Origin of the sequence: Pseudomonas sp. AN-B15 (assembly GCF_019056475.1) — a bacterium.
GTDB classification, from domain to species: Bacteria; Pseudomonadota; Gammaproteobacteria; order Pseudomonadales; family Pseudomonadaceae; genus Aquipseudomonas; species Aquipseudomonas parakoreensis.
This window is the reverse complement of the sequence record NZ_CP049737.1, coordinates 465,595-482,092: the sequence shown is the minus strand read 5'-3', so window position 1 is coordinate 482,092 and position 16,498 is coordinate 465,595. Positions and strand designations below refer to the sequence as shown.

Here is a 16,498-nt window from a genome sequence, read left to right as displayed (position 1 = left end):
CGGAATCTTATTAACCTTTAAGCTGAGCCAGAGCGCGGTAATCCGCTCCCAGCGTGGCCTGTAGAACCTCTTTCGGATAATCGGCGGTCACCACCGCTTCGCCCATCCGGCGCAGCAGCACCAGGCGCAGACGACCGTCGATCACTTTTTTATCAATTGCCATGTGTTCGAGAAAATCGGCTTCGGTCATTTCTTCCGGCGGGATCACCGGCAGACCGGCACGCTGGAACAGACGAATGCCGCGATCACGTTCCTGTTCGCTGATCCAGCCCAGGCGCGCGGACATGTCCAGCGCCATCACGGTGCCAGCGGCGACCGCCTCACCATGCAACCAGACACCATAGCCCATGTGGGTCTCGATGGCGTGGCCGAAGGTGTGGCCGAGGTTGAGCGTGGCACGCACGCCGGTTTCCTTCTCATCGGCACCGACCACCGCAGCCTTGGCCGCGCAGGAACGCTCGATGGCGTAGGTCAGGGCCTTCTGATCCAGTGCGCGCAGGGCGTCGATGTTTTCTTCAAGCCAGCTCAGGAACGGCTCGTCGCAGATCAGCCCGTACTTGATGACTTCGGCCAGACCGGCCGACAGCTCACGCGCCGGCAGGGTTTTCAGCGATGCGGTATCGATCAGCACGACGTTCGGCTGATAGAACGCGCCAACCATGTTCTTGCCCAACGGATGGTTGATACCGGTCTTGCCGCCCACCGACGAATCGACCTGGGACAACAGCGTGGTAGGAATCTGGATGAAATCAACGCCGCGCTGATAGCAGGCGGCGGCAAAACCGGCCATGTCACCGATGACCCCGCCGCCGAGGGCGATGATCGTGGTGCGGCGGTCATGACGGGCGGTCAGCAGGCCGTCGAAGATCAGTTGCAGGGTTTCCCAGTTCTTGAAGGCTTCGCCGTCCGGCAACACCACGGAAATCACCGAGAACGGCGCAAGACTGCGGGTCAGACGTTCGAGATAGAGCGGCGCCACGGTCTCGTTGGAGATGATTGCCACCTGCCGCCCGTGGATATGCGGCGCCAGCAACTCGGGCTGATCCAACAAACCTTCGCCAATATGAATCGGGTAGCTGCGCTCGCCTAGATCGACCTTGAGTGTCTGCATGTGTCCCCACAGTGAAGATGGAAGCAGGCGTCCTGCCTTGAATTATTGGATGTCCGCGACCTTTAGCGGATGTGACGCCGCTCGCACGCCATCCGCCACAACCTCGACGGCGGTGACCGGACGCCGAGGATAGCGCATTTCGGGCGGCGCTTTAACGGGGTGGAAGCTGTGCCAGACGGTCGAGAATATCGAGCACCACCATGCGCGGTGGCCGTTCGTCGGTTTCCACCACCAGATCGGCGATCTCTCGATAGAGCGGATCGCGGATCTCCAGCAAGTCACGCAGGGTTTTCGCCGGATCGGCGGTGCGCAGCAAAGGACGATTGCGATCGCGCGACGTACGCCCGACCTGCTGCTCGACGGAGGCGTGCAGATACACCACCCGTCCGCCCGCGTGCAGGGCCTTGCGGTTGGCATCACGCATCACCGCGCCGCCACCGGTCGCCAGCACCACGCCGTCGAACGCGCACAGCTCGGCGATCATCGCCTGCTCACGGTCACGAAAGCCGGGCTCGCCTTCCTTGTCGAAGATCCACGGGATATTGGCGCCCGTGCGCAGTTCAATTTCCTTGTCGGAATCTTTGAACGGCAGGCGCAGCTCTTTGGCCAGCAACCGGCCGATGGTGCTTTTTCCAGCGCCCATCGGTCCTACAAGAATCAAATTTCGCACAGAATCAACGACTCACAGCAATCGCCTGGTTATTCATGATACGCGGAGTGAGAAATACCAGCAGCTCGGATTTTTTCTCCGAAACCACATCACGCCGGAAAAGGCGGCCAAGATACGGCACATCGCCAAGAAATGGCACCTTATCTACGACCTTGCTTTGAGTATTTGAGAAAACGCCCCCAATCACGATGGTCTCACCGTCGTTTACCAGCACTTTGGCGTTGACTTCGTTCTTCTTGATCGGCGGCACATCCTGCACCTTGTTCAGGTAGTCCGGTTCGTCCTTGGTGACCTTGACCTCCATGATGATGCGGTTGTCGGGGGTGATCTGCGGCGTCACTTCCAGCGACAGCGAAGCCTCCTTGAACGACACCGACGTCGCACCGCTGGAGCTGGCTTCCTGGTACGGAATCTCGGTGCCTTTGAGGATTTTCGCGGTCTCCTTGTCGGAGGTAACCACTTTCGGCTGGGAGACGATTTCACCATTGCCGGTCTTTTCCATGGCGGTCAGCTCAAGATCGAGCAACACATTGTCGGTAATAAAAGCGATGCCGATCCCGGATGTGTTACCGACCGTGCCCATGTCGACGAACGGCGAGTTGGTGCTGGTACTGCCCGGTGTGCCGATGGTGGTCGAGGTGCCGTTACTGACCCCGGAGGTGTTCCAGTTGCCCTTGTTCTGGATCGAACCGCCCCAGCGCACGCCCAGGCTCTTGTCGTAATCAACGTTGGCTTCGACGATCCGCGCTTCGATCATCACCTGACGCACCGGGATATCCAGCTGCGCCACGATCCGCCGCAGTTCGTCGAGGCGATCCTGGGTCTGGTAGGCAATGATGTTGTTGGTCCGTTCATCGACCGTGATCGAGCCGCGTTCATCGATTTTCGCTTCGGCGCTGGTGACCGACTGGAACAGCTTGGCAATGTCCGCCGCTTTGGCGTAGTTCACTTGCAGCAGCTCGCGACGCAGCGGTGCCAACTCAGCGATCTGCTTCTGCGATTCCAGTTCCTGGCGTTCGCGGGCGGCGATTTCGTCGGCCGGCGCCACCAGCAACACGTTGCCGATCTTGCGTTTATCCAGCCCCTTGGTCTTCAGCACCAGGTCCAGCGCCTGGTCCCACGGCACGTTCTGCAGACGCAAGGTGATCCCGCCCTGCACCGTATCGCTGGCCACCAGATTGAGGTTGGTGAAATCGGCGATCAGTTGCAGCACCGAGCGCACGTCGATGTCCTGGAAATTCAGCGAAAGCTTTTCGCCGCTGTAGCTGTTGCGGTCGGCATTGCGCTTTTGCAGATCATCGACGGTCATCGGGCGAATGCTGACGGTCAGCTTGTTATCGGTCTGGTAGGTGGAATAGTCGAACGTGCCGCTGGGTTCGACGGTGATGACCGCACGATCGCCAGTGGCAGCGGCATTGACGAACTGCACCGGGGTGGCGAAGTCCTTGACGTCGAGGCGTACCCGCAGCCTGTCGGGCAACTGGGTGCGGGCAAAGCTGAGAATGATCTTGCCGTCATGCTCCTGGATGTCCGGGGCGATGGTCGGGTCGGAAAGGTCGATGACCACATTCCCCTCCCCTGCAGTACCGCGCTGGAAATCGACGCCACGAATGGTTTTGGCGGCAGGGGTGTAAGCCTTCGCCGGAGCCGCAACCGGTCGCGGCGCAGCAGCGGCAGGCCTTGGCGCAGCAGGCTTGGCACCCTGCCCGACCACCACGAACAGATTGTTGCCCTCGACCCGTGAGGTATACGGCGTCAGTTGCGTCAGATTGATGATCAGACGCGTACGGTCGCTGGCTTCGACCACTGTCGCACTGCGGGCGTTGCCGCTGCCCAGATCGCGGGTCTTGTTCGTCAGTTGGCTGGCGACACCCGGCAGATCCAGGGCGATTCGCGCCGGCGATTCGGTGGTGTAGCCCTTGGGTTGCGGTGGCGGGCCGTCAAACGCCAGCTTCAACTCGATACGGTCACCCGGTAACGCCGCAACATCCAGCGCCTGGAGACTGGCCGCCTGAACCATCGGTGAAAGCAGCGCTATCCATAGCGAAAAACCGAGGGTGGAGAAAATCCTGTTCATTGTTCGACTTCCACTATGAGTGCTCTTTCAAAGGAATGGTGCGCGGACGTTCCAGCCAGGCGCCTTCGCCGTCGGGCACGATCTCGACCACATCGACCTGAGTGGCGCTGATAGCGACAATGCGCCCATCGTTGCGCCCCAGGTAGTCGCCGACTTTCAACCGATGCACACCGCCCGCCCCACGCAGCAACGCAAAGGAGCCGGAGGCATTGGAGATCGTGCCGACCATTTCAAACTGCTCGATGTTGAAACCTTCGAGGTATTGCTTGACCCGGTTGGGGTCGGGTTTGACGTTGCGCGAGCCGCGCTGGTGCCCGGCCAGATCGACTCGCACCTGACGCGAGAACGGGCTGCGCAGGTTGGCCGCGCTGTAGGTGAACGTGGGATAGGAATGAAACGTCGGCGTCGGCTCGATCCGGCCGGCCGGCCGCAGACGTACTTCGTTCATGTAAGCGTCGAGGTCACTGAACTCGTCACTGCTGCCGCAACCACTGAGGCCGAACAACAGCACTGACAGGGCGAAAAAACGAATCGGGGTCATTTGTCCAACCCCTTGTCGTTGTAGCGGTATGTCTTGGCGAGGATGTTCATACGCAGCTTCGTCCCGCCGTCGGGGCTGGCAGGTGCCAGTTCGAAATCGTGCAACGTGACGATCCGTGGCAACCCGGCAACCCCACTGACGAACGTCGCAAGGTCGTGGTAAGCCCCGGTGACGGTGATCTGGATCGGCAACTCGATGTAGAACGGCTGAGTCACTTCCGGCAGCAGTTTGATCTCTTCGAATTCGAGACCGCTGCCCAGCCCGGTGCGGGTGATGTCTTCGAGCAATCCCGGGACTTCGGTGTCGCTGGGCAACTGCCGCAGGAGCACGCCAAAAGTGTTTTCCATCTCCTTCATCTGCTGGGTGTACAGCTCCAGGTTGGCGGCCATGCGCGCCTTGCTGGCGAATTGCTCTTTCAAGGTGTCTTCTTCCTGACGCCTGGCTTCCAGCTGGTTTTCCATGTCGCTGATGAAGAAGTTGTAGCCAAGCGCCAGCACCAGCACCGCCAGGAACACTCCCGCGATGCTTTTCACCGCGGCCGGCCAGGAGCCGATATTGCTGGTGTCCAGATCGTTGAAGTCGATATTGCGCAGACTTTGCAGCCATTCGGACGGTTTCATTTGTCGCCCTCCGTCACGGCCGGCTGGGTCTGACGAACGGTCAGCTGAAAGACGTTGGCCTGGTCCACCTGACCGGCAGTCGTCGCTTTCACTTCATTGAGACTCGGCGCGTCGAACCAGTCGGAGGCATCCAGATTGCGCATCAGCTCCGAAACGCGATTGTTCGACTCCGCCGCGCCGCTGATCGACAGCGTCTTGCCGGCCAGTTTCACGCTGGTGAAATACACCCCGTCCGGCAGCGTGCGCGCCAGTTGGTCGAAGATCCGCCCGCTGATCTGCCGGTTGCCCTGCAAGTCCTGGATGATGCGCATGCGCTCGACCAGTTGCTGGCGCCGCGCCTTGAGTTCGCTGATCTGCTTGATTCGTTCGTCGACCACGGCAATCTGTTTGCCGATGTAGGCATTGCGTGCGGCCTGCCGCTCGATGGCGGTACTGAAGACCTGATCGGCGATAAATACCGCGCCCACCGAGCCGACGAAGACCCCGATGAGAATCAGCAGGAAGCGCTTGCGCCGCTCTTCGCGGCGCTCTTCACGCCAGGGGAGAAGGTTGATCCGCGCCATCAGTCGAAACTCCTGAGCGCGAGCCCGCAGGCGATCATCAGGGCCGGCGCGTCACTGGCCAGGGCCCCGGCGTTGACCTTGCTGCTCAAGGACATGTCGGAAAACGGGTTGGCGACCTGGGTCGGGGTGCCCAGACGCTGCTCGATCAGGCGATCCAGCCCCGGTACCGAGGCTGTGCCGCCGGCCAGCAGAATATGATCGACCGAATGGTACTGCCCGGAGGCGAAAAAGAACTGCAATGAGCGCGAGACCTGCTGCACCAGGGCGTCACGGAATGGCTGCAACACCTCGCTGACATAGTCATCCGGCAGACCGCCCTGCTTTTTCGCCAGTCCGGCCTGCTCGACGGTCAGACCGTAGCGGCGCTGGATTTCCTCGGTCAGTTGCCGGCCACCGAACAGTTGCTCGCGGGTATAGATGATGCGGCCGTTGTGCAGGACGCTGAGGGTGGTCATGGTGGCGCCGATGTCCACCACGGCGACAGTCAGGCGCTCCTGCGAGGCGGCCAATTGAGTGGCGAGCAGGCCGAACGAGCGTTCCAGCGCGTAGGCCTCGACGTCGACCACGCGCGCAGTCAGCCCGGCCAGCGCCAGCGCTGCCTCGCGCACTTCGACATTCTCCTTGCGACAGGCGGCCAGCAGCACGTTGACCCGCTCCGGGTTGCGCGGCGACACACCCTGGACCTCGAAATCGATGGCGACCTCGTCCAGCGGATAGGGGATGTATTGATCGGCCTCGATCTTGAGCTGGTTTTCCAGTTCGTCATCGGTCAGCCCGGCATCCATCTCGATGATCTTGGTAATCACCGCTGAACCGGCCACCGCCACCGCCACGCTTTTGAGGCCGGTCCGCGCCTTGACCAGCACGCGGGACAAGGCATTGCCCACGCCTTCGAGCTCGGCGATGTTCTTTTCAACCACGGCGTTGGGCGGCAGCGGCTCAACCGCGTAGGCCTCGACGCGGTAGCGGTCACCCTGACGGCTCAGTTCCAAAAGCTTCACCGAAGTGGAGCTGATGTCGATCCCCAGTAACGCATTGGTCTTTTTATTGAAGAGTCCCAGCACTACCAATTCCCTATGACTTTCCGTGAGTTACGGACTCTGTAATACGCATTGCGTTCCTTCACCCCGCCTTGACAGAAGCGCAAATGACGCCCCCAGCAGAAAAGTGCTTATAATGCCCAGCGTTTTTTTCCGCTTTTTACTGCCGGCCCAGGCTGTTCCGTGTGTTACCGGAACCCTGTCGCCACCTTCATTCTTTGCCCTGGATGCCCAAAAGCCTTGATTCGTCTGCTGAAATTTTTCGGTTGGTCCATCGTCGCCGTTTTCTGCGGACTGCTTTTAGGTCTCAGCGGCGCGTTTCTTTACCTTAGTCCGGGTTTGCCGTCTGTGGAGGCGCTGAGAAGCATTCAGTTGCAGATTCCGCTGCGGGTCTACAGCAGCGACAACAAGTTGATCGCAGAATTTGGCGAAATGCGCCGCACTCCGATCCGTTTCGCCGACATTCCGCCCAATTTCATAAATGCGTTACTAAGTGCTGAAGACGACAATTTCGCCAACCACTATGGCGTCGATCCGAGCAGCCTGATGCGGGCCGCGACCCAACTGGTCAAAAGCGGGCACATCCAGTCCGGCGGCAGCACCATCACCATGCAGGTGGCGAAGAACTTCTTCCTGACCAGCGAACGCAGCTTCTCGCGCAAAACCACCGAGATTCTCCTGGCCCTGCAGATCGAACGGCAGTTGACCAAGGACGAGATCCTTGAGCTGTACGTAAACAAGATTTATCTGGGTAACCGCGCCTATGGCATCGAGGCGGCGGCTCAGGTGTATTACGGCAAGTCGATCCGCGACGTCAGCCTGGCGCAGATGGCAATGATCGCCGGCCTGCCAAAAGCCCCGTCGCGCTTCAACCCGCTGGCCAACCCGGCGCGCAGCAAGGAACGCCGCGACTGGATCCTCGGCCGCATGTACAAGCTTGGAAAAATTTCCGAAGCCGACTACACCGCCGCGATCAACGAGCCGCTGAACGCCAGCTATCACGTACCGACCCCGGAAGTGAACGCACCGTACATCGCCGAGATGGCCCGTGCGGAAATGGTCGGCCGCTATGGCAGCGACGCCTATACAGAAGGTTTCCGCGTCACCACCACCGTGCCGAGCAACCTGCAGGAAATGGCCAACACCGCGTTGCACGAAGGCCTGATGACCTACGACCAGCGTCACGGCTACCGTGGCCCCGAGTCGCGCCTGCCGGGCAAGACCCACGAAGCGTGGGCCACCGAACTGACCAAGCAGCGCACCATCAGCAGCCTGGAGCCGGCCATCGTCACCCAGGTCGACAAGAATGGCTTGCAGGTACTGACCCGTACCGGCGAAGAGCACGTCGCCTGGGACACCATGAAATGGGCCCGCCCGTTCCTCAATACCAACAGCATGGGCGCCGCACCGCGTCAGCCGTCGGACGTGGCGCAGGTCGGCGACCTGATTCGCGTGCAGCGTCAGCCGAACAATTCGCTGAAGTTCAGCCAGATCCCGCAGGCGCAAGGCGCGCTGGTGTCGCTGGATCCACAGAACGGCGCGATTCGCTCGCTGGTCGGTGGTTTCGCCTTCGAACAGAGCAACTACAACCGCGCCCTGCAGGCCAAACGTCAGCCGGGTTCGAGCTTCAAGCCGTTCGTCTACAGCGCTGCGCTGGACAGCGGTTACACCGCCGCGACCCTGGTCAACGACGCCCCGATCGTGTTCGTCGACGAGTACCTGGACAAAGTCTGGCGGCCGAAGAACGACACCAACACCTTCCTCGGCCCGATCCGCTTGCGCGAGGCGCTGTACAAGTCGCGTAACCTGGTGTCGATCCGTCTGCTGCAGGCGATGGGTGTCGGCAAGACCATCGACTACATCACCCGCTTCGGTTTCAACAAGCAGGACCTGCCGCCGAACCTGTCGCTGGCGCTGGGCACCGCGACCCTGACCCCGATGGAGATCGCTACCGGCTGGAGCACTTTCGCCAACGGCGGCTACAAGATCACCCCGTACATCATCGACAAGATCGAAAGCCGCAACGGCGACACGCTGTTCGTCGCCAACCCGCCGACCGTGCCACAGGGCGGCTCGGCGACCGATGGCATCGCCGCGCCGACCCCTCAGCCGATTACTGTCAACGCCGCTGCGGCTCCGGGTGAAGCCCCGGGCGTTGCGACTGCGCCACAAACGCCTGCGGTGGCTGAGCGAATTGTCGATGGCCGCACCACGTACATCCTCAACAGCATGCTGCAGGACGTGATCAAGCTCGGCACCGGCCGCCGCGCGCTGGCCATGGGTCGCAGCGACATCGCGGGCAAGACCGGTACCACCAACGAATCGAAGGATGCGTGGTTCTCCGGTTACAACGCCGATTATGTGACCACCGTGTGGACCGGTTTCGACCAGCCGGAGAGCCTCGGTCGCCGCGAGTTCGGTGGCACCGTGGCGCTGCCGATCTGGATGAACTATATGTCGGCGGCATTGAAGGACAAGCCGCCGCATGTGCAGCCTGAGCCGGAAGGCATCCTCAGCCTGCGGGTGGATCCGGTCAGCGGCCGTGCCGCCACCCCGAGCACACCGGGTGCCTACTTCGAGCTGTTCAAGGCCGAAGACACGCCGCCTTCGGTGAATGAACTGGGCAACGGTGCCGTACCGGGCAGCCCGCTGCCAGCGGATGAACAGGCGCCGATCGATCTGTTCTGATCCAGCCCAAGCAAAAAGCCCCGCCTTCGTGAGAAGCGCGGGGCTTTTTTGTGCTTAAAAGCAAGATCAAAAGATCGCAGCCTGCGGCAGCTCCTACAGAATCGGCGCCGATCCGCGAAATCGGCGGCCACCAAGGCCAACTGTAGGAGCTGCCGCAGGCTGCGATCTTTTGATCTGCCAAACAAAAAGCCCCGACTCTCACAAGCCGGGGCTTTCGTTGAAGCGCTACAACGGCTTAGCCGTTGAACACGTCATCCACGCTTTTCAGCGGGTAGTTCTTCGGATACGGCAGGGTGGCCACACCGGTCTCGATCGCGGCTTTGGCCACAGCGTCGGAGATCAGGGTGATCAGGCGCTTGTCCATTGGCTTCGGAATGATGTACTCACGGCCGAATTCCAGCGGCGCACCACCGTAGGCGTCGCACACGTCCTGTGGCACTGGCAGTTTGGCCAGTTCGCGCAGGGCGTTGGCCGCAGCCACTTTCATTTCTTCGTTGATGCGCTTGGCGCGAACGTCCAGGGCACCACGGAAGATGAACGGGAAGCCCAGTACGTTGTTGACCTGGTTCGGGTAGTCGGAACGACCGGTGGCCATGATCACGTCGCTGCGGGTGGCGTGCGCCAGTTCCGGGGAGATTTCCGGATCCGGGTTCGAGCAGGCAAAGACAATCGGGTTGGCTGCCATCGACAGCAGGCCTTCAGCGCTCAGCAGGTTCGGACCGGACAGACCGACGAACACGTCAGCGCCTTGCAGAGCGTCAGCCAGGCTGCGCTTGTCGGTGGCGTGAGCGAATACCGCTTTGTACTGGTTCAGGTCGTCACGGCCGGAGTGGATCACACCGGTACGGTCAACCATGAAGATGTTTTCGATTTTTGCGCCCATGCTCACCAGCAACTTCATGCAGGAGATGGCCGCAGCGCCAGCGCCGAGGCAGACGATCTTGGCTTCCGGCAGGGTTTTGCCGGCGATTTCCAGGGCGTTGATCATGCCGGCAGCGGTCACGATCGCGGTGCCATGCTGGTCATCGTGGAATACCGGAATGTCGCACTGCTCGATCAGAGCGCGCTCGATCTCAAAGCACTCAGGCGCCTTGATGTCTTCCAGGTTGATGCCACCGAAGGTGATGGAGATGCGTTTTACGGTGTCGATGAAGGCCTGCGGGCTTTCGGAGTCGACTTCGATGTCGAACACGTCGATGCCGGCGAAGCGCTTGAACAGTACGCCTTTACCTTCCATTACCGGCTTGGAAGCCAGTGGGCCGAGGTTACCCAGACCCAGAATCGCGGTGCCATCGGAAATGACTGCAACCAGGTTGCCCTTGCCGGTGTATTTGTAGGCCAGTTCAGGATCGCGGGCGATCTCGCGCACTGGTTCAGCTACGCCGGGGCTGTAGGCCAGCGACAGGTCGCGGGCGGTAGCAGTGGCCTTGGTGAGCTCGACACTCAGCTTCCCTGGACGAGGATTGGCATGATATTCGAGAGCGGCAGTTTTCAGATCAGACATTTTGGCATTCCGCTTTTTACTGTTGGACAGACTGGTCAGCGAGGATACGCGCCTCGCAAAGTCCCCACAAGACTGAGCGGTCACCCCTGTCAAGCGCCCTGTCCTACGACTTTGGGCCAAGAGCCACGGCGCACAAGGGCTGGACTGTTCACAATCGATAGAAAAAATGTCTACAATTTTTCTTCAGCGCGCACTTTGCAGCATCGACGGATCGGTCAACGGCAGCAGCCAACGCGGCTGACCCGGTTTCAACCCGCCACGCCGTGAACGGTCAACGACCCAGCCACGAGCCTCGACCTGCCTGCCTTTGAGCGACTGCAACCGGGTATTGTCGAATTGTCCGAGCAGATTGGGCGCAACGCGCAGTACAACCGAGCCCTGCAACTCAATCCAGATTCCGCCACGATTGCGCTGAACCTTGCTCACACGCCCACTGACCACGGCGAACCCCGAAGTGCGGATCTGCTGCGCTTTCAGTACAGGCGACTGGCGCCAGACCCCGCGCCCAGCGAGTCGTGCACGCTGTTCGGCGGCTTGCTGACAGGCAACCAGATCGACATTCGGTGCCACCGCCACTTGAAAACCGAGACCCTCTGCAAGCATTTGCGCTTCAAGATTGGCCCCGCTTGAACTGTAGACATGCGCGAGGGTGCGACCGTAATGGTCTTTGGCCTGCTTGCCCGGCAGCAAACCGACCCGACCGCCGCTGTCCGCCACCAAAGCTTCAAGGCGCTTGCGCGCCGCCACGGCGAAGGGCTCATCACTGCGGCCCTGCTTGCCCAGTTCCGGGGTGTTGAGACCGATCATCCGCACGCTGCGTCCATCGTTCAGACGCAGGGTGTCGCCGTCGACCACGCGCTGTACCGCAATGCTACTCAGCCCTTTGGGCGCGGTGCAGAAGGCCTGGGCGTCGGACAGCCAAATCGCGGACACAAAAAAGGCGCCCACCAGGGACGCCTTTTTCATCAGCCTTGAAAAACCGCAGAGGCTTTCCAGGATGACCAATCTTACTTCTTGGCGCCGAAGGCACCGAAACGGTCGGCGAACTTCTGAACGCGACCACCGGTGTCCAGAGTCTTCTGCTTACCGGTGTAGAACGGGTGGCACTCGTTGCAAACGTCGATCGCCAGGGCTTTGCCGAAGGTCGAACGGGTTTCGAACTTGTTGCCGCAGCTGCAGGTAACAGCAACTACTGGGTAATCCGGGTGGATATCAGCTTTCATGGTGTATTCCTCAGGCTAGCGTGCCGCCACCCAACACTATTGTTGAATACCGCACGTAATTAGGCCGCGGATTCTACCAGACAATGCCAATCGCGCAAGCTGTCCCTGAGACCGACCGTCTGCTAGGCTCCCGGCCCATTGCGCTGTCCGTGTGGGAGCGAGCCTGCTCGCGAAGACGATCTATCAGCCAGCCTGTCAGCCGCCTGACACACCGCTTTCGCGAGCAGGCTCGTTCCCACAGGTTATGTACACAGTCCCTTTAATCGCCTGCTGATCGAGATCCCCCCGCGTGCCCGACGCCATTCTGCGCCTCGCCCTGCCTTCGCCTCTGCGCCGCCTGTTCGACTATCGGGCCCCGGCCGGGGTGCAGCGCGCCCAGTTGCAACCGGGCATGCGCCTGCGGGTGCCATTCGGGCGACGGGAGATGATCGGGATTCTGGTCGAGGTGGCCGACACCAGCGACGTGCCGCTGGAAAAACTCAAACCGGCGCTGGCCCTGCTCGATGTCGAACCGCCGCTGCCCCCCGCGCTGTTCAAGCTGTGCCTGTGGACGTCGCAGTATTACCAGCACAGTCTCGGCGATACCTTGAGCTGGGCGCTGCCGGTGCTGCTGCGTCAGGGCGAACTGGCGGAGGCCCGTCAGGAGCGCTTCTGGTCTGTCGCGCCCGGCGCCAGCCTTGATGATCCGCGCATCGCCCGTGCGCCCCGGCAACGGGAAGCGCTGGCGACGCTGGCGCAACACCCGCACGGCGTGGCTCATCAGTTGTTGAGCAAATTGATGCTGAGCAAGGACAGCCTCGACCTGCTGCTGGCCAAGGGCCTGGTGCAGGTGGAAATCCGCCGGCATGCGCCCGGCGTGCGCCATGAACACTGGCTGGCCCAGCCGGAGTTGCCACTCAACACTGAACAACGCGCCGCTTACGAGGCGATCCGCGCCGGGTTCGACAGCTATCACGCGTTTCTGCTGGCGGGCGTCACCGGCAGCGGCAAGACCGAAGTCTATTTGCAACTGATCCGCGAAACCCTCGAAGCCGGCAAGCAGGCGCTGGTGCTGATTCCCGAAATCAATCTCGGCCCGCAGACCCTGGCGCGTTTCGAGCAGCGCTTCAACGCACGCATCGCCCTGCTGCATTCGGCGGTCAACGACCGCGAGCGCCTCGACGCCTGGCTCGCCGCCCGCGACGGCGAGGCCGACATTATCATCGGCACCCGCTCGGCGCTGTTCACCCCGATGAAAAACCCGGGACTGATCATCATCGACGAAGAGCACGACGGCTCCTATAAACAGCAGGAAGGCCTGCGCTATCACGCCCGGGATCTGGCGCTGGTACGCGCACGACAGGAAAACATCCCGATTGTCCTTGGCTCCGCCACGCCTTCGCTGGAAAGCCTGCACAACGCCTACACCGGTCGCTATGGCCTGCTGCGCCTCAACGAGCGGGCCGGCGGCGCCAGGCAACCACGCTTCCTGCGGTTGGACGTGAAAAGCCGTCCGCTGGACAGCGGCATTTCCGGGCCGATGCAACAAGCCATCGGCCAGACCCTCGCCGCCGGCCAGCAGGTGCTGGTGTTCCTCAACCGGCGTGGCTTTGCGCCGACGTTGCTGTGCCACGATTGCGGCTGGATGTCCGAGTGCTCGCGCTGCGACGCGCGAATGACCGTGCACCAACGCTACGGCGAACTGCGCTGCCACCACTGTGGCAACGTCGAGCGCACGCCGCGCCAATGCCCCAAGTGCAATAAAGTCGATCTGCGCCCGGTGGGCGCCGGCACCGAACGCGCCGAAGAACGCCTGGCGATTCTGTTCCCGGACTACCCGGTGCTGCGCGTCGACCGCGACAGCACTTCGCGCAAAGACGCGATGAATCAGTTGTTCGCGACAATTCAGAAGGGACAGCCGTGCATTCTGGTTGGCACGCAAATGTTGGCCAAAGGGCATCACTTCCCTCGGGTTACGCTGGTGTCGATTCTGGATGCCGACGGCGGACTGTTCTCCGGCGACTTCCGCGCCAGCGAGCGTATGGCGCAATTGATCGTGCAGGTGGCCGGGCGCGCCGGGCGGGCGGAAGAGCCGGGCAAGGTGATCATCCAGACCCACCTGGCCGACCATCCTTTATTGGTGCAATTGACCGAGCAGGGCTACTTCGCCTTTGCCGAACAGGCGCTGAGCGAGCGCCGCGCTGCGGGACTGCCGCCGTTTTCACACTTGGCCCTGTTGCGTGCCGAAGCGCACAAACCGGGGCAGGCCGAAAGTTTCCTCGATGAGGCATGCAGCGCCGCCGAGCGCTTGCTGGCCGAGCAGAAGCTGGGCGGGATCGAACTGCTCGGGCCGGTGCCGGCGCCGATGGAGCGCCGCGCCGGTCGCTATCGGGCGCAGCTGTTGGTGCAGGCGGCAGCGCGGGCACCGCTGCATCGACTGCTCGCCAGTTGGTTGCTGGAGCTGGAGCAGATGCCGAGCGGGCGGGCCGTGCGCTGGTCGCTGGATGTCGATCCGGTCGATTTGTACTAGCAGATCAAAAGATCGCAGCCTGCGGCAGCTCCTACAGAATCGAGCGTGTTCCCCTGTAGGAGCTGCCGCAGGCTGCGATCTTTTGCTTTTAATGTCACCACATATCCACATCCTGCCTGCTAAGGTTGGCAAGCCCGTCTTCGCAACGGATAATGCCCAGTTTTTCCACCCGCGCATCGATGCGCCGCCGCGCTTGCGGTCGAAAGAGAAGACCATGAAAGACACCATTCGCCAGCTGATCCAACAAGCCCTCACCCAACTCGTCAACGAAGGTGTGTTGCCTGAAGGCCTGTCGCCGGCGATTCAGGTGGAGAACGCCCGTGACAAGACCCACGGCGACTTCGCCAGCAACATCGCCATGATGCTGGCCAAGCCTGCGGGCATGAAGCCGCGCGATCTGGCGGAGAAAATCATCGCCGCGCTGCCGGCCGACGACAACGTCACCAAGGCCGAAATCGCCGGCCCCGGCTTCATCAACTTCTTCCAGAACACCCAGGCCCTCGCCTCGCGCCTCGACGCCGCGCTGGCCGATGCTCACGTTGGCGTGCGCAAGGCCGGTCCGGTGCAGCGTACCGTGGTCGACCTGTCGGCACCGAACCTGGCCAAAGAGATGCACGTCGGCCACCTGCGCTCGACGATCATCGGCGACGGCGTGGCCCGTGTTCTCGAGTTCCTCGGCGACGAGGTGATCCGCCAGAACCACGTGGGCGACTGGGGCACCCAGTTCGGCATGTTGATGGCTTACTTGCAGGAAAACCCGATCACCAGCGACGAGCTGTCCGATCTGGAAAACTTCTACCGCGCCGCCAAACAGCGTTTCGACGAATCCGAAGAGTTCGCCGACCGTGCCCGTGGTCTGGTGGTCAAGCTGCAGGCCGGCGATGCCGAGTGCCTGGCGCTGTGGACCAAGTTCAAGGACATCTCGCTGTCGCACTGCCAGAAGATCTACGAACTGCTCAACGTCAAACTGACCATGGCCGACGTGATGGGCGAAAGCGCCTACAACGACGACCTGATCAACGTGGTCAACGACCTTAAAGCCGCGGGCATGCTGGTCGAAAGCAACGGCGCCCAGTGCGTGTTCCTCGACGAGTTCAAGAACGCCGACGGCGATCCGCTGCCGGTGATCATCGTCAAGGCTGACGGCGGTTACCTGTACGCCACCACTGACCTGGCAGCCGTGCGCTACCGTTCTGGCAAACTGAAAGCCGACCGCGCGCTGTACTTCGTCGACCAGCGTCAGGCCCTGCACTTCCAGCAAGTGTTCGCCGTGGCGCGCAAAGCCGGTTTCGTGACCCATCCGATGGAAATGGAGCACATGGGCTTCGGCACCATGAATGGCGCTGATGGCCGTCCGTTCAAGACCCGTGATGGCGGCACCGTGAAGCTGATCGACCTGCTGACCGAAGCGCAGGAGCGTGCCTACAACCTGGTGAAAGAAAAGAACCCGGAGCTGGCCGAAGACGAACTGCGCAACATCGCCAAGGTCGTCGGCATCGGTGCGGTGAAATACGCCGACCTGTCCAAGCACCGCACCAGCGACTACAGCTTCAACTTCGACCTGATGCTGAATTTCGAAGGCAACACCGCACCGTATCTGCTGTACGCCTACACTCGCGTGGCCGGCGTGTTCCGCAAACTGGGCAAGGACTTCAGCGAAGTCGACGGCCAGATCGTTCTCGAAGCCGAGCACGAACACGAGCTGGCGGCGAAACTGGCGCAGTTCGGCGAAGTGCTGAACAACGTCGCGGAAAAAGGCACGCCGCACATCCTCTGCACTTATCTGTATGACGTCGCCGGTCTGTTCTCCAGCTTCTACGAGAACTGCCCGATCCTCGCCGCCGAGACGCCGGCCCAGACGCAGAGCCGTCTGCGCCTGGCCGCGCTGACCGGTCGAACTCTCAAGCAAGGCCTGGAACTGCTGGGCCTGGAAACTCTGGAGCGCATGTAAG

The 16,498-nt window shown here is 61.6% G+C and carries 13 protein-coding genes; 3 read left to right on the top strand and 10 right to left on the bottom strand.

Going from position 1 to position 16,498, the window contains the following annotated elements; all coding sequences use genetic code 11:
* Positions 1-10 precede the first annotated feature (10 nt).
* From aroB to GTQ41_RS02140, 7 genes are all read right to left on the bottom strand, one after another.
* Entirely contained in the window at positions 11-1,111 is a 1,101-nt protein-coding gene (gene aroB, locus GTQ41_RS02170) for a 3-dehydroquinate synthase (protein ID WP_041074910.1), read from the bottom strand.
* Between the two features lie 151 nt (positions 1,112-1,262).
* Positions 1,263-1,781, bottom strand: coding sequence for a shikimate kinase AroK (gene aroK, locus GTQ41_RS02165; protein ID WP_027611316.1), 519 nt, complete (start codon positions 1,779-1,781; stop codon positions 1,263-1,265).
* A 4-nt stretch (positions 1,782-1,785) separates the two neighbouring features.
* Positions 1,786-3,858 carry a type IV pilus secretin PilQ gene (gene pilQ / locus GTQ41_RS02160; protein ID WP_047290894.1) on the bottom strand — a complete coding sequence of 691 codons (2,073 nt, stop codon included), beginning with the start codon at positions 3,856-3,858 and terminating at the stop codon, positions 1,786-1,788.
* Positions 3,859-3,871: 13 nt separating this feature from the next.
* Positions 3,872-4,399, bottom strand: a complete 528-nt coding sequence (locus tag GTQ41_RS02155) for a pilus assembly protein PilP (protein WP_047290893.1) — start codon at positions 4,397-4,399, stop codon at positions 3,872-3,874.
* Positions 4,396-5,019, bottom strand: coding sequence for a type 4a pilus biogenesis protein PilO (pilO, locus tag GTQ41_RS02150; protein ID WP_047290892.1), 624 nt, complete (start codon positions 5,017-5,019; stop codon positions 4,396-4,398). The genes GTQ41_RS02155 and pilO overlap by 4 nt, the downstream gene beginning before the upstream one ends.
* Positions 5,016-5,582 (bottom strand): PilN domain-containing protein, encoded by a 567-nt coding sequence (locus GTQ41_RS02145; protein WP_047290891.1) that lies wholly within the window; start codon positions 5,580-5,582, stop codon positions 5,016-5,018. The genes pilO and GTQ41_RS02145 overlap by 4 nt, the downstream gene beginning before the upstream one ends.
* Positions 5,582-6,646, bottom strand: a complete 1,065-nt coding sequence (locus tag GTQ41_RS02140; protein ID WP_047290890.1) for a pilus assembly protein PilM — start codon at positions 6,644-6,646, stop codon at positions 5,582-5,584. The genes GTQ41_RS02145 and GTQ41_RS02140 overlap by 1 nt, the downstream gene beginning before the upstream one ends.
* Before the next feature lie 216 nt (positions 6,647-6,862).
* Here GTQ41_RS02140 and GTQ41_RS02135 point away from each other — a divergent pair, with 216 nt between their 5' ends.
* The gene (locus tag GTQ41_RS02135; RefSeq protein WP_047290889.1) at positions 6,863-9,310 is read left to right on the top strand and encodes a penicillin-binding protein 1A; all 2,448 of its coding nucleotides are present in this window, start codon (positions 6,863-6,865) and stop codon (positions 9,308-9,310) included.
* A 235-nt stretch (positions 9,311-9,545) separates the two neighbouring features.
* On the opposite strand, the gene GTQ41_RS02130 is transcribed toward GTQ41_RS02135, so the two are convergent.
* From GTQ41_RS02130 to rpmE, 3 genes are all read right to left on the bottom strand, one after another.
* A complete protein-coding gene (locus GTQ41_RS02130; RefSeq protein ID WP_041074924.1) occupies positions 9,546-10,814 on the bottom strand; it encodes a malic enzyme-like NAD(P)-binding protein in 1,269 nt (422 codons plus the stop codon).
* A gap of 183 nt (positions 10,815-10,997) precedes the next feature.
* The gene (locus tag GTQ41_RS02125; RefSeq protein WP_047291026.1) at positions 10,998-11,780 is read right to left on the bottom strand and encodes a thermonuclease family protein; all 783 of its coding nucleotides are present in this window, start codon (positions 11,778-11,780) and stop codon (positions 10,998-11,000) included.
* Positions 11,781-11,821: 41 nt separating this feature from the next.
* On the bottom strand, positions 11,822-12,037 hold the full coding sequence (gene rpmE / locus GTQ41_RS02120; protein ID WP_041074926.1) for a 50S ribosomal protein L31: 216 nt from the start codon (positions 12,035-12,037) through the stop codon (positions 11,822-11,824).
* A gap of 289 nt (positions 12,038-12,326) precedes the next feature.
* Between rpmE and GTQ41_RS02115 the strand changes: the two genes are divergently transcribed.
* Together GTQ41_RS02115 and argS are read left to right on the top strand one after the other, a co-directional pair.
* Positions 12,327-14,546 (top strand): primosomal protein N', encoded by a 2,220-nt coding sequence (locus GTQ41_RS02115; protein WP_047290888.1) that lies wholly within the window; start codon positions 12,327-12,329, stop codon positions 14,544-14,546.
* Positions 14,547-14,760: 214 nt separating this feature from the next.
* The gene (argS, locus tag GTQ41_RS02110; protein WP_047290887.1) at positions 14,761-16,497 is read left to right on the top strand and encodes an arginine--tRNA ligase; all 1,737 of its coding nucleotides are present in this window, start codon (positions 14,761-14,763) and stop codon (positions 16,495-16,497) included.
* The last annotated feature ends 1 nt before the right edge of the window (position 16,498 follow it).